This is a genomic window from Pseudomonas sp. LBUM1662, from assembly GCF_059695915.1.
In genome coordinates, this window is sequence record NZ_CP166793.1 from 4,924,904 (window position 1) to 4,939,156 (window position 14,253).

Annotated in this window: 7 protein-coding genes; 4 read left to right on the plus strand and 3 right to left on the minus strand. The window is 59.5% G+C overall.

The annotated features are described in order from the left end of the window. Window positions 1-64: 64 nt before the first annotated feature. Entirely contained in the window at window positions 65-259 is a 195-nt protein-coding gene (locus ACA049_RS22225) for a DUF6316 family protein (protein WP_497329877.1), read from the plus strand. A 120-nt stretch (window positions 260-379) separates the two neighbouring features. On the opposite strand, the gene ACA049_RS22230 is transcribed toward ACA049_RS22225, so the two are convergent. Continuing rightward, window positions 380-1,564, minus strand: a complete 1,185-nt coding sequence (locus tag ACA049_RS22230) for a thiolase family protein (protein WP_497329879.1) — start codon at window positions 1,562-1,564, stop codon at window positions 380-382. Between the two features lie 102 nt (window positions 1,565-1,666). Continuing rightward, window positions 1,667-3,190, minus strand: a complete 1,524-nt coding sequence (gene pap / locus ACA049_RS22235) for a polyphosphate:AMP phosphotransferase (RefSeq protein ID WP_497329881.1) — start codon at window positions 3,188-3,190, stop codon at window positions 1,667-1,669. Between the two features lie 273 nt (window positions 3,191-3,463). On the opposite strand from pap, the gene mnmC reads away from it, so the two are divergent. Then, the gene (gene mnmC / locus ACA049_RS22240; RefSeq protein ID WP_497329883.1) at window positions 3,464-5,446 is read left to right on the plus strand and encodes a bifunctional tRNA (5-methylaminomethyl-2-thiouridine)(34)-methyltransferase MnmC2/FAD-dependent 5-carboxymethylaminomethyl-2-thiouridine(34) oxidoreductase MnmC1; all 1,983 of its coding nucleotides are present in this window, start codon (window positions 3,464-3,466) and stop codon (window positions 5,444-5,446) included. A 5-nt stretch (window positions 5,447-5,451) separates the two neighbouring features. Here mnmC and ACA049_RS22245 read toward each other — a convergent pair whose 3' ends face one another. After that, window positions 5,452-10,278: an NEL-type E3 ubiquitin ligase domain-containing protein gene (locus ACA049_RS22245; RefSeq protein ID WP_497329885.1), complete on the minus strand. Its 4,827-nt coding sequence runs from the start codon at window positions 10,276-10,278 to the stop codon at window positions 5,452-5,454. Between the two features lie 295 nt (window positions 10,279-10,573). Here ACA049_RS22245 and ACA049_RS22250 point away from each other — a divergent pair, with 295 nt between their 5' ends. Together ACA049_RS22250 and ngg are read left to right on the plus strand one after the other, a co-directional pair. After that, window positions 10,574-12,346, plus strand: a complete 1,773-nt coding sequence (locus ACA049_RS22250) for an N-acetylglutaminylglutamine amidotransferase (protein WP_497329887.1) — start codon at window positions 10,574-10,576, stop codon at window positions 12,344-12,346. 3 nt (window positions 12,347-12,349) lie between these two features. Next, window positions 12,350-14,098, plus strand: a complete 1,749-nt coding sequence (gene ngg / locus ACA049_RS22255) for an N-acetylglutaminylglutamine synthetase (RefSeq protein WP_497329889.1) — start codon at window positions 12,350-12,352, stop codon at window positions 14,096-14,098. Window positions 14,099-14,253 lie beyond the last annotated feature (155 nt).

Here is a 14,253-nt window from a genome sequence, read left to right on the forward strand (position 1 = left end):
CCGCAAGTGGTTCATGCATAAGCTCATTGGATCCGCCCACAGGAACAGCCTTCAGGAGATCGCCATGTACGGCATGCGCGCCCAGGACAACGCTCCCGCCACGCACTTTCGCTGCGACCGGGTGTGTCGGGTGAACGGGGAACTGTTTTTCAGCACTCGGGAAAATACGCTGGAGGGGCCGTTTGAAAATCCGCAGGCGGTGGAGCGGGAGATTCAGGCTTACATCGCGCGGATGCAGGTTTTGGGAGCCAGGCGTTAGACCGAGGTGCTGCCTTCGCGAGCAAGCCCGCTCCCACATTGGATCTGCGCTATGCAGGTCGAGTGTGGGAGCGGGCTTGCTCGCGAAGGCGATCCAACAATCACCACCCACCTTGAAGGCTTAACGCACCGCTTCAAACAACCCCGTCGCCCCCATCCCGCCCCCGACGCACATAGTGACCACGCCGTAACGCAAGTTGCGTCGCTGCAACTCACGCACAATGTGCCCGACCTGACGCGAACCGGTCATGCCGAACGGGTGGCCGATGGAAATCGAGCCGCCGTTGACGTTGTACTTGTCGTTATCGATTTCCAGGCGGTTGCGGCTGTACAGGCACTGCGAGGCAAATGCCTCGTTGAGCTCCCACAGATCAATGTCGGCCACCTGCAACCCCTTGGCCTTGAGCAGTTTCGGCACCGAGAACACTGGGCCGATGCCCATCTCGTCCGGCGCACACCCGGCCACCGCGAAACCGCGGAAGAACGCCTTGGGCTTGAGGCCCAGTTCCAGGGCTTTTTCCAGGCTCATCACCAGCGTCATCGACGCGCCATCGGACAGTTGCGACGAGTTGCCCGCCGTCACCGAACCGTCCTCGGCAAACACCGGTTTCAACCCGGCCAGGCTTTCCAGCGTGGTGTCCGGGCGGTTGCAGTCGTCGCGATCGACGATCCCGTCGAGGATCTGGATCTGACCGGTGGCCTTGTCTTCAACCCGGTACTTCACCGCCATCGGCACGATTTCATCATCGAACAAGCCATCGGCCTGAGCCTGAGCGGTGCGCTGCTGACTTTGCAGGGCGTACAGATCCTGCTCCTGGCGACTGACGCCGTAACGGCGCGCGACGATTTCGGCGGTCTGGCCCATCGGGAAGTAGATGCCCGGCACCTGCTCTTTCAAAAGCGGGTTGATCAGGTTGTCGGTGTTCACGCTTTTCATGGTCAGGCTGATGGATTCAACGCCACCGGCCACGATGATGTCGCTGCAGCCCGACGCGATCTGGTTGGCAGCAATGGCGATGGCCTGCAAACCCGATGAACAGAACCGGTTGAGGGTCATGCCCGCGGTGCCGATGCCCAGGCGCGACAACACCGCGACGTTGCGACCGATGTTGTAACCCTGGGCGCCTTCGTTGGAGCCCGCACCGACGATGCAATCCTCGACGCTGGCCGGGTCGATGCCGGTGCGCGCCAACAAGGCATCGACGCAATGTGCCGCCATGTCATCCGGACGGGTCTGGTTGAACTTGCCGCGAAAGGATTTGGCCAGGCCGGTCCGCACGCTGTCGACGATCACCACTTCACGCATGGCATACCTCATTGTTGTTGTCGGTTGAGAGTGGACCGAGCATAAGTCCACCCCATAACCGACCGCGACAATCATTCACCCCGCGTATGCGTAACCATCGGCTCACGACTTGCGTTTTTTGTTCTTCTTGTCGTGCTTGTCTGATTTCTCGAACGCTTCTTCCAGCGCATGGTTGATCGTGCGCAGAACCTTGACCCGGGCCCAGCGCTTGTCATTGGCCTCCACCAGGGTCCACGGTGAGATTTCGGTGCTGGTACGGTCAACCATGTCGCCGACGGCCGCGCGGTAAGCGTCCCATTTGTCGCGGTTGCGCCAGTCGTCTTCAGTGATCTTGAAACGTTTGAAGGGGATTTCTTCGCGCGCCTCGAAACGCTCCAGCTGTGTTTCCTTGTCAATGGCCAGCCAGAACTTGACCACAATGACGCCCGACTCGGAAATCTGCTCTTCGAAATCATTGATCTCGCTGTAGGCCCGCAGCCAGTCAGCCGGCGGACAGAAACCTTCGACGCGCTCCACCAGCACGCGCCCGTACCAGGAGCGATCGAACACCGTGAACTTGCCCTTGGCCGGAAGGTGCCGCCAGAAGCGCCACAAATACGGTTGAGCCCTTTCCTCTTCGGTGGGCGCGGCAATCGGCACGATGCTGTACTGACGTGGATCGAGCGCCGCCGCGACACGACGAATCGCCCCGCCCTTGCCCGCCGCATCATTGCCTTCGAACACCGCGACCAGCGCATGTTGCTTCATGCGTTTGTCGCGCATCAGTCCCGAGAATCGTGCCTGCTCGGTAATCAGCTGTTCTTCGTAATCGTCCTTGTCCAGGTGTTGACTCAAGTCGAGGCTGTCGAGCAGGTTCAACTGATCAACATGAATCGGCAGGGGCGCAGCGTTGACCTTGGCCGGATGGATCCTGGATCGCTTCAAGGCACTTTGCAGGCCTTCGAGCAGGATTTTGCCCACCGCCAGACTGCGGTAATGCGCATCCACGCCTTCAATCACATGCCAGGGCGCGTAGTCGCGGCTGGTGCGGCGCAACACGCGCTCGCCGTACTTCACAAATTTGTCGTAGGTGCGCGATTGTTGCCAGTCCAGCGGACTGATGCGCCAGCTGTGCAAGGGGTCGTCGGCGAGCGCCTTGAGACGGGCTTTCATTTGCTTCTTGGAGAGGTGAAACCAGAATTTGAAAATCAGCGCGCCTTCGTCGCAGAGCATTTTTTCAAAGCGCTCGGACTGATTGATTGCCTGATCCAGCACGGCGTCCTTGAACAACCCATGGACCCGGCCCTGGAGCATCTGGCTGTACCAGTTGCCAAAGAAAATCCCCATGCGCCCCTTGGCCGGGAGCATCCGCCAATACCGCCAGGCGGGTGGTCGCGCCAGCTCTTCATCGGTCTGCTGATCGAAAGTGCGGACTTCGATCAGACGCGGATCCATCCACTCGTTGAGCAACTTGACCGTCTCGCCCTTGCCGGCGCCTTCGATGCCGTTGATCAGGATGATCACCGGAAAGCGCTTTTGCTGCTGAAGTTCGAACTGCACTTCAAGCAACGCTTCACGCAGCGCCGGCACTTCAGCTTCGTAGGTTTCTTTGTCGATGGCGTGACCGATTTCAGCAGATTCAAACATGGACGGCTCCCTTTCCAGATTGAGCAAGACTAGCGGATTGAGTTCTTTTGCGTGGAAGAATCCATTTCTTCACCGCACCACCGTTCCCTGTAGCAGGTGCCGAGGCACGAGGGTGCGTTGGGCTGCGCAGCGGCCCTTCAAGGCGGTCCTGCGGACACGCAACGCAGCCTCGAGCCTCGGCAGCTGCTACAGGATTTTCTGCGAGTCGGCGGTCGTGCAAGCATCGCCCCGTCGATCAGCTAGAATGGCCGCCTTGCCGTTGCCGAGCCTGCCATGAAACCTGTATTGCCTCACGCCCAACTCGACTGGGACGACCAGGGTCGCCCGTATTCGCGAGTGTTCGACGACGTCTACTTTTCGGACAAGTCAGGCCTTGAAGAAACCCGCTACGTTTTCCTCGAACAGAACGGGTTGCGTGAACGCTTCGCCGCGCTGCCGGACGGCGGTCGGCTGGTCATTGGCGAAACCGGTTTCGGCACCGGACTTAACTTCCTCTGCGCCTGGCAGCTGTTCGAGCAGCACGCGGTGGCCGGTGCGCGGCTGCATTTTGTCAGCGTGGAAAAGTACCCGCTAAGCCAGCCAGACTTGCAGCGAGCCTTGGCGTTGTGGCCGGAGCTCAAGCCGTTTGCCGATCAATTGCTGGCGCAGTACGTGGCGATCCATCAAGGCTTCCAGCGACTGGTTCTGGACAACGGTCGCGTCACTCTGACCTTGCTGATCGGCGATGCGCTGGAGCAATTACCGCAACTGGACGCACAGATCGACGCCTGGTTTCTCGACGGTTTCGCCCCGGCGAAAAACCCCGACATGTGGACCTCCGAGTTGTTTGCCGAACTGGCACGGTTGGCAGCGCCCGGCTCGACCATCAGCACCTTCACCAGCACCGGTTGGGTACGCCGTCTGCTGAACGCGGCGGGCTTCAAGATGAAGCGCACGCCCGGCATCGGCCACAAATGGGAAATCCTGCGCGGGGTGTTTCTTGGCTGGCCTGAAGAAACACCTGCGCCTGTCATTGCGAAACCCTGGTTTGCGCGTCCGGCCCCGTTGACCGGCGAGCGTCATGCCTTGGTGATCGGCGCCGGTCTGGCCGGTTGCGCCACGGCGGCCAGTCTGGCCACGCGGGGTTGGCAGGTGAGTTTGCTGGAGCGTCATGACGGTATCGCGCAGGAAGCGTCGGGCAATCCGCAAGGCGTGTTGTACCTCAAGCTGTCCGCCCACGGCACGGCGTTGTCCCAATTGATTGTCAGTGGTTTCGGCCACACCCGACGCCTGCTGGAACACTTGCAGCGCGACGTCGACTGGGATGATTGCGGCGTGTTGCAACTGGCCTTCAACGCCAAGGAAGCAGAACGCCAGGCACAATTGGCGGCGGCATTTTCCGGGGATTTGCTGCACACCCTCGATCGGGAACACGCCGAGATTCGCGCGGGCATCGCACTGCCATCCGGTGGCCTGTTTTACCCCGAAGGCGGTTGGGTGCATCCGCCCGCCCTGTGCACATGGCAAGCATCGCATCCGAATATCCGGGTCCTGACCCATCACGATGTACTGGAACTGCGTCGTGTAGAGGGGCAATGGCAAGCGTGGGATGGCGACCAGTTGCTGGCCGCCGCGCCCGTGGCGGTGCTGGCCGGTGCTGCCGAGATCAAGCGTTTCGACTTCAGCAGCGATTTGCCGCTCAAACGTATTCGCGGACAGATCACTCGCTTGCGGCAGACACCGGCAAGCCAAAGCCTGAGCACCGTCGTGTGCGCTGAAGGTTATGTCGCGCCGGCCCGTCTGGGTGAACACACCCTCGGCGCGAGTTTCGATTTCACCAACGACGACCTGACGCCCACCGCTGCCGAACACGCCGGCAACCTGCAGATGCTCGAAGAAATCTCGGTGGACCTGGTCGCCCGACTCGGCGCAGACGCCTTGCAACCCGATGCACTTGAAGGTCGCGCGGCGTTTCGCTGCACCAGCCCGGACTACCTGCCGATTGTCGGCCCTTTGGCTGACGGTCAAGCCTTCGCCGACGCTTACATCGCCCTGAGCAAGGATGCCCGGCAAACACCCGACATCCCTTGCCCATGGCTGGACGGTTTGTACGTCAACAGCGGCCATGGTTCTCGAGGGCTGATCACCGCTCCGTTGTCAGGCGAGTTGCTGGCAGCCTGGCTCGACAACGAACCGCTGCCATTGCCCAGAGCCGTGGCCGAGGCGTGTCATCCAAACCGATTCAGCTTGCGTCGCTTGATACGCGGCAAGGCCTGAGGCATTCAATCCAGTGCAAAGCAAGTCCTTGCTTCGTCAGCCTTCATGGCCGCCTCGGTCAGACGCTTCAGCAAATCGGTCTCGGCCTTCTTCAGCTCATCGGCGATGCCGTCGACCACTGAACGGTATTGCACGCCAAGCGTTGCCTGGCTTTCAAAAGCCGTCTCCATCCGCACATGGAAAGGCGCAACCAGATCGCTGAACTGCTGTTGATGATGCTGTCGCAAAAATTCAACCCAGAACGATCGGCTACTCAGGTCATCGAGCAACTCATGCGAAAGCTCTGCGGCGAAGACCTTGTTGATTGCCGTCTTCAGGTTTTCCGCTGTCACGCCTCCAAGCGCTGCAAAGCGCATATGCCTGGGCTGGCCGACAAGATCGAGTTTTTCAGCCAGACCGGTTCGGTAGGCCAGTTCGACTTCCACCGGATCAGGCCTGATTTTGGCATTTACAACATGTTGCTCAGCGATCTTCGCAAGATAGTCCTGGCGGAACAGGCGCCGCCCAAGACTTAGTAACCGGGCGGCCTCATCATGTGAATTCGCGGCCTGCCGAACCAACGTATCAAGCTCGACCGCTACTTCAAGATGACTGAAAATCGTCGCCGCGGCATCATCGCAATTGCCTTTTACCGCCATCGTCAGCAATCGAGCGCGCAACTCAGAATCCCTCTCCCCCGCCTGAATGACATCCCAGACCCGCCGGGTCATGTCCTCGCGCACAAAGCGGCTATCCGCTGTGTCTCCGATGGCTGCCAGCAATTCAAAGAACTCTTTCGAATCGGGTTCGTTCTTCAGCGCCATCCATGCACGGTTTCGACTGGCATAGTTGCCTTCGAGCGAATGGGGCATCCACAGGTCTCGGGCCCTTAGCTCAGTGAACATCGCAGTATCATCTTCCAGCAGGCCCATGCCGGTGCCCGTATTGTCGCGGTAAGCCTTCAGCTGGGTCAGACTCGCCTCGGAGACAGGGTTATTCTTTAGGTTCATCGTTCGCGCGAATCGTCGAGGGGCCTGGAACAACCAGCCTGGCAACTCGCGAATCTGGTTACCTTTCAGGTCCACGAACTCCAGGTACGGCGGACGGTAAAGACCGACAGGCAGTTCCGTGGCGTGCGTATCGCGCAATAACAGCGTTTGCAGATCAAGCATTTTGCTGACGTCGATTGTGGCACCCAAACGATTGCCGCTGAGCCCCAGCGTGCGCAGATTGCGCATGTCGGCCAGTTTGCGCAACGTGTGTTCGGTCAGCTGTATCTGATTACCGTCCAACCGCAAGTGTTCAAGCTTGGGCATATGCGACAACACCTCAGGCAATCGTGTGAGTTGATTGCGTTCCAGCTCCAGTGTGACAAGCCCTTTGAACGGTTTGAGGAAATACACCAGCTCGTCCCCGGCCTGCATATCCTTGATGGAGAGGCTGCGCACATGTACGACATCCTGCTCTGTCAGTGTCGGCAACGGGCCCACCGGGCTGCGCTCCAGTGTGAGCGCTGTAACGGGCTGATTTTGCGGCCAACGCGGATCTGAGATCCGACGCCAACAGTTTTCGATGGTATTGGCCACCTGACGACGACTCACACGGATATCGTTGAGTTGGCCCGGCAGCGTCTTCATTTCCACTTCATCGTCACGCCAGGTGTGCAGCACGCCGCGCAGTTTCTTCAGTTGCTGCTCTAGCTCCTTTATTTGATTCACCCGCTCCGTCTGGGTACTTCCAGCATCATCGAGAAACGACGAAACCTGGGCGTCCGTGAACAGCGGGTAAAGTTTTTTGACCTTACGAATCAGGCCCCTTGCATAAGGGTTCGCAACGGGGGGATCTGCCTGGACACAGGCGGAAAGGTATTTCGGCGTCTCGCTGTGTTCACCCCGCAGCACCCGCCCGGTCAGCGCCGGATCGCTGATGGCAACCCTCAGCAGTCGTGAGCGCAGTGTCGGGATATCCAATGCTTCGTTGTTCGTGAAACCCATGCGATTGCGTTGGGTGGCAGGCAATGCGTCATGTATCGCCTCGAGCAGCGTGTCGCTCGTCAGGGTGGAGGACACATTGCCGTTGCTTTGGGTGACCTGATAGCCAGCGGTCTTCTTGACGATGACTCCGCGAGTCGGCGCGTCAGTTTCGCCCACACTGTCCAGCAAGGTACCGGTCACTGAGCCCTGTCGTACTTCAAGGCGATAGCCGTCGTCCCAGCCTTGCACACGATCCATCAGCCCGAGCGCCAGTTTGTCGGTGTCGGCACTGGCCAGTAGCGGACGGTGCAACCCCATGAGTGCCCGGTCCTGCCGTATTGTTGCCTGTGCCTCGCTGACCTGCCGGGCGAGATCCACGCCGGGGATCTTGCGGTCACGCAGAAAGCTGCGATCTCTGCCGGAGGCGTTTTCAAGCAACTCCTGACACACGCGAGTGGGAAGGTCAGGGGCGTGTTCACGCAGTGTCGCAACGTCACCGGAGGCCGTGCCGTCATAAGCTTTGTAGAGCCACTCATACAGCGGCTGGCGATTGCTCTTGAGGTTTTTCGCGATCTCCTTTGCCAACAGCGACGCTTTCGATTCCGTTGTCGTGCGACCGATGATGCCCTCGACTTCATTCGAGTAGAGCCCATCGATGACGGTATCGAGCAGTTGCCCCGCATCCAGTTGCGCCTGGCTGACAAGCACGCTGTTGTCGACATCATCAAGCGAGGCGGTCTCGGGAAAGCGGGACACGGCCAGGTTTTCGGCGTCTCTCACTTCAATGAAGCGCTCTGCCGGCCAGCCTTGCAACCTGGGCAATGTATGCAGTTGCTCCTGGACAAACGCTGTGTTTGCGGTCTCTCCCCGCTCCATCGCGGTGACCATCCTGGTGATGCGCTGGTCTATCTTGAAGCGCTCGGCACAGTCATTCAGACGCTGCGGCAACTTGAAATTGCGTTCATGCAAATGGTGCAACTTGTCAGGCGTCATGCCGGTGATTTCGGCAATCGCGTCAAGGTCACTGCCGAGTTCGCTCAAGCGTTGATCCGTGCGTCCCAATGAATAAGCACCGTCGCGCCACTCGTGTGCGTGTTCATGGGCATGTCGCCGTCCACCCTCCACATTTCGCTCGACGGCAGGCTGGTAGGCATTAGTTCGCACAGGATGCTTGATGGTCCAGGCCGTCCCCGCCGCGTTGCGGGTGACTTCATAGCGAGCCCCATCCATGACAATCGAAGTCTGCCCGGCATGCCGGTACAACCCTTGCGAATCAGGCTTTACGTCGCCAGTCAGTGTGGTGGACTGTTTGTAAGGTTCGAGGTCGGGCTTCCAAAGTCTTGCTTTGCCATCAGTGCGAGTGACGGCCTCGAAACCGTCGAAGAATGCCGCCTGTTCTTTCACGCCTCTGCTGACAGCTTGCGAGATGATTTTGCTACCCGCCGCAAACGCCGCCATTTGTGCGACGTTTTCGACAACATTCAGCAAGTGCGACAACGCCTCGGTTCGCTCGCCATGTGTCCAGTCAACGACCCCTTCATACACCTCGCTGACGATGTCGACGACGGCCGTCGCCAGCATCAATTGGCCGATCACCGGTACGAAAAAAGCGGCCGCGTTCAACAGCAGAAGGCCTCCATCCTGCAACATCTGAATGGTTTTTTCCCGTTGCTGCGCATCGACATTTTCAGTCGGGATAGCCAGGGTTAGTGCGTCTTGCTGAGCCTTGCTAACGAAGGAACTGAAGAAAAAATCGGCAAGGCACGTATCGGCGGGAGCGGCAACGAGGGTGCCCAACATCCTGTTTTTGTCGAATTGTGCAAAAAACCCGGTTTTATCGTGACCGTGCAGGTACTGCCCGACGAAAAATTTCCGGTAGCTTGTACTTTGCAATTTGAGGGTGAGGTAGACCTTGAAGTCCTCCAGCGAGGCGTATTCATACACGGGTCGTCGGGGTTCATTCGGCATGTAAACCACGCATCTGGCCTTCGACTCGGTATCGATGGAGACTCGGGTAAAGACCAGCACCCCGCAGATGCAGGCGCCATGAATCGTCAAACCTTGCCAATGCACCGGCCCGCCATCAAACACTGCGTCGCTGGTTTGCGCCGCCGGAACATCCTGTTCGATCACGTTCAGCAGCATCGTATAAACGGCGTGGGTGATGTCCTTTTTCAAGTAGGCGATATGGAGGGCGACTTGCATGTCCAGCACCTTCAACCGCCGGATATCGGCAGTGGAGGCGCGATCATCGACAGGCGCATCTTTTTCGGGTTTGGCCGGCAATGCCAAGGCGTCGCTGAGATGACGCTGATAGCGGGCACCGAGGTCGAGATCGCGGCACAGTGCAGCGAATATCGCAGGGGTTATTTCCGGGCTTGGCTTGGAAATCTTGTTGATGTGTATCGATGAGTCCTTGAAAACACCCTGGCTCAGGGTTTCATCCAGGGTGAAGTTTTCCATGGCCATGTGCAGCAGGCTGCGTGAGGGAGTGTTTGTTTTATTCTCGTAGCCTATCGGCAGCAGCCCTGTCGACACATACCTTATGTGGGTGACCTCCAGCGTGTCCCGCTCGACGTCGAAATCGATTGTCCATCTGCGCTTGAGGAAATCGGTCAGTTGCACTTTGCAGAACTCGTCCAGCGGCGTAAGCGCCTCAAGCGCCGCTGTGGCCTTGCCTTGAACGACAAAAGATTGCTCGAACGCGGCTCTCAAAGCCTGCACCACGGTCAGATCTGCAGTAGCCAACCATTCTGGAATAGACGCTTGCAGCACTTGCGCCTTATCCAGATCAGCAGTGTGTTCCAGCAACGCCTCAAGATGTTGCGCGGGTGTCATTGGCACAGCCGCAGTAGCGGCTTTGGCGGGTGTGTCTGGCATGAGCAATATCCTTATTGCGTTTAGAGGCGCTCAGTCTATGAAGTGCAACAGGCAATTGATAATTCGAATACTGGGTCGAATCGCCGTGCTTCCGAGCAGCTACTCGTATGCATCACATCAATAATTACCACCCCTGCAATGCACACCTGTGCTGCACCTGCCATTTGTCCGGCAACCCCCGCTTATAACTTATCGTTCTAAAACTCCCACTAGCGAGCGGAGTCAGTTTCTGAGTACCCGCCGTTTTGGCGCGTACCGATTGACCCTCCCCAACGGAAAAACCGGTAAGGACTTTATGTGCGGATTAGCTGGCGAGTTACGCTTTGATCAACAACCTGCGGACCTCGCGGCCGTTGAACGAATCACCCATCACCTGGCCCCTCGCGGCCCGGACGCGTGGGGTTTTCATAGCCAGGGACCGATTGCCCTGGGCCACCGTCGCCTGAAAATCATGGACCTGTCGGACGGCTCGGCGCAGCCGATGGTCGACAACCAGTTGGGCTTGTCCCTGGCCTTCAATGGCGCGATTTACAACTTCCCGGAACTGCGCACCGAGCTTGAAAGCCTCGGGTATGCCTTCTATTCCGGCGGTGACACCGAAGTGTTGCTCAAGGGCTATCACGCCTGGGGCGAAGCGCTGTTGCCGAAACTCAATGGCATGTTCGCCTTCGCCATTTGGGAGCGTGACGCCAAGCGCCTGTTCATCGCCCGCGACCGTCTCGGCGTGAAGCCGCTGTACCTGTCGCGCACCGGTCAACGCTTGCGCTTTGCCTCGGCGTTGCCGGCGCTGCTCAAGGGCGGCGACATCAACCCGATCCTCGATCCGGTAGCGCTCAACCACTACCTGAATTTCCATGCGGTGGTTCCCGCTCCACGCACCCTGCTGGCCGGCATCGAAAAACTGCCGCCCGCTACCTGGATGCGCGTTGAAGCGGATGGCACCACCGAACAGAAAACCTGGTGGACCCTGCCCTACGGCCCACACGCCGACGAGATGAATCTGACACTCGAAGACTGGCGTGACCGTGTACTCGACAGCACCCGCGACGCGGTGGCGATTCGTCAACGTGCTGCCGTGGACGTCGGCGTACTGCTTTCGGGCGGTGTCGACTCGAGCATGCTCGTGGGTCTGTTGCGTGAAGTCGGCGTGGAAAACCTGTCGACCTTCTCCATCGGTTTCCAGGATGCCGGCGGCGAACGGGGCGACGAGTTCCAGTATTCGGACTTGATCGCCAAGCACTACAACACCCAGCACCATCAACTGCGCATCAATGAAAGCGAGATCATCGAGCAACTGCCGGCGGCGTTCCGCGCCATGAGCGAGCCGATGGTCAGCCATGACTGCATCGCCTTCTACCTGCTGTCTCGGGAAGTGGCCAAGCATTGCAAGGTGGTGCAGAGCGGCCAGGGTGCGGATGAGTTGTTCGCCGGTTATCACTGGTATCCGCAAGTGGACGGCGCCGCCGATCCGTACGCGGCCTATCGCGATGCGTTCTTCGACCGCAGCTACGAGGACTACGCCGCCACCGTGCAACCGAAATGGCTGACGGCGAATGACGCCGCCGGTGACTTCGTGAAGGAACATTTCGCACAGCCCGGTGCCGATGCGGCGGTGGATAAAGCCTTGCGTCTGGACAGCACGGTGATGCTGGTGGACGACCCGGTCAAACGCGTCGACAACATGACCATGGCCTGGGGCCTGGAAGCGCGTACGCCGTTTCTTGATTATCGCCTGGTGGAATTGTCGGCCCGGGTGCCGGGCAAATTCAAACTGCCGGATGGCGGCAAGCAAGTGTTGAAAGAAGCCGCGCGACTGGTGATTCCGAGTGAAGTGATCGATCGCAAGAAAGGTTACTTCCCGGTCCCCGGCCTCAAGCATTTGCAGGGCGATACGCTGAACTGGGTGCGCGAACTGCTGCTCGATCCAAGCCAGGATCGCGGCCTGTTCAACCCGGCCATGCTCGACCGTCTGCTGACCGATCCGCAAGGCCAGTTGACCCCGTTGCGCGGCTCCAAGCTGTGGCAATTGGCGGCCCTGAACCTGTGGCTCAGTGAACAAGGAATCTGATCGATGAAACCTCACGCCACGGCGTATAGCCAACGCCTGTTGCGCGGTCAGGCGCCCTCTTACGAACGCTTGCAGGCGCGGCTGGCCGAAGACGGCAGTGAACTGGGCGCGGCGCCGATTGCCGTGCATTGCGGCTGGGGCCGGTTGCTGATCGGCCATACCTTTGCGGATGCGGCGAGCCTGGCCCAGGAACTGCTGAACGAGCAGACCGGCGAGCGCGACATTGCCTTGTACGTCGCTGCGCCCCAGCAAGTGCTGGGGCTGGAACCGGCACAGCTGTTTCTTGACCCCTCCGACACCCTGCGTTTGTGGTTCAGCGATTACCGCCAGTCCACCCGGGTGTTTCGCGGCTTTCGTATTCGCCGGGCGCAAAGCGAGAACGACTGGCAGGCGATCAATCAGCTGTACCAGGCGCGCGGCATGTTGCCGATCGATGCAAATCTGCTGACGCCGCGACATCAGGGCGGACCGGTGTATTGGCTGGCCGAAGATGAAGACAGCGGCGCGATCATCGGCAGCGTCATGGGCCTCAATCATCACAAGGCGTTCAACGATCCGGAGAACGGCAGCAGCCTGTGGTGCCTGGCGGTCGACCCACACTGTTCGCGGCCCGGCGTCGGTGAAGTGCTGGTGCGGCATTTGATCGAACACTTCATGAGCCGTGGGCTGAGTTACCTGGACCTGTCGGTGTTGCACGACAACCGGCAGGCGAAAAGCCTTTACGCCAAGCTCGGTTTTCGCAACCTCTCGACCTTCGCCATCAAGCGCAAGAACGGCATCAATCAACCGCTGTTCCTTGGGCCTGGTCCCGAAGCCGAGTTCAATCCGTATGCGCGGATTATTGTCGAGGAAGCCCATCGACGCGGGATTGATGTGCACGTCGATAACGCCGACGCCGGGATGTTCACCCTCAGCCATGGCGGGCGCCGGGTGCGTTGCCGCGAATCCCTGAGCGACCTGACCAGCGCCATCAGCATGACCCTGTGCCAGGACAAAAGCCTGACGCACAAAGTGCTCAAGGCCGCCGGCTTGAACCTGCCCTCGCAGCAACTGGCCGGCAACGGCGATGACAACCTGGCGTTTCTCGACGAGCACGAGCGAGTGGTGGTCAAGCCACTGGATGGCGAACAGGGCCACGGCGTTGCGGTGGATTTGCGGACGATCGAAGAGGTCCAGCAAGCCATCGAAGCCGCTCGCCAGTTCGACAGTCGCGTGCTGCTGGAAAGCTTTCACGAAGGTCTCGATTTGCGGATTGTGGTGATCGGTTTCGAAGTGGTCGCCGCGGCGATTCGTCGGCCCGCTGAAGTGGTGGGCGATGGTCAGCATTCCATTGGCGCGCTGATCGAAGCGCAGAGCCGACGTCGGCAAGCAGCCACCAGCGGGGAAAGCAAAATCCCGCTGGACCATGAGACCGAGCGCACGTTGCAGGCGGCGGGTTATGACTACAACAGCATTCTGCCGGCCGGCGAGCATCTGTTCGTACGGCGTACGGCGAATCTTCATACCGGTGGCGTTCTGGAGGATGTCACGGCGATTTTGCATCCGACCCTGGTCGATGCTGCCGTGCGGGCTGCGCGGGCGCTGGATATTCCCATGGTCGGGCTCGACCTGATGGTGCCTGCCGCCGATCAACCGGAGTACGTGTTTATCGAAGCCAACGAACGCGCCGGGCTGGCCAACCATGAACCGCAGCCGACGGCGGAGCGGTTTGTGGATTTGTTGTTTCCGCACAGTCAGCCGGCTGTTTCCTAGTCATGTGTCGTCTGGGCAGACGCCTTCGCGGGCAAGCCTCGCTCCTACAAAGAAACGCGCAATACCTGTAGGAGCGAAGCTTGCTCGCGAAGGCGTCAGTTCAGGCACCCCATCTTTTCTCCTCATCGAAACCATCGATGGCCTCAACTCATCAG

What these genes read in the sequence shown, in the direction of transcription:
- pap (WP_497329881.1), bottom strand. Translation starts at nt 3,190, where the DNA reads ATGTTTGAATCTGCTGAAATCGGTCACGCCATCGACAAAGAAACCTAC.
- ACA049_RS22245 (WP_497329885.1), bottom strand. Translation starts at nt 10,278, where the DNA reads ATGCCAGACACACCCGCCAAAGCCGCTACTGCGGCTGTGCCAATGACA.
- ngg (WP_497329889.1), top strand. Translation starts at nt 12,350, where the DNA reads ATGAAACCTCACGCCACGGCGTATAGCCAACGCCTGTTGCGCGGTCAG.
- ACA049_RS22250 (WP_497329887.1), top strand. Translation starts at nt 10,574, where the DNA reads ATGTGCGGATTAGCTGGCGAGTTACGCTTTGATCAACAACCTGCGGAC.
- ACA049_RS22225 (WP_497329877.1), top strand. Translation starts at nt 65, where the DNA reads ATGTACGGCATGCGCGCCCAGGACAACGCTCCCGCCACGCACTTTCGC.
- mnmC (WP_497329883.1), top strand. Translation starts at nt 3,464, where the DNA reads ATGAAACCTGTATTGCCTCACGCCCAACTCGACTGGGACGACCAGGGT.
- ACA049_RS22230 (WP_497329879.1), bottom strand. Translation starts at nt 1,564, where the DNA reads ATGCGTGAAGTGGTGATCGTCGACAGCGTGCGGACCGGCCTGGCCAAA.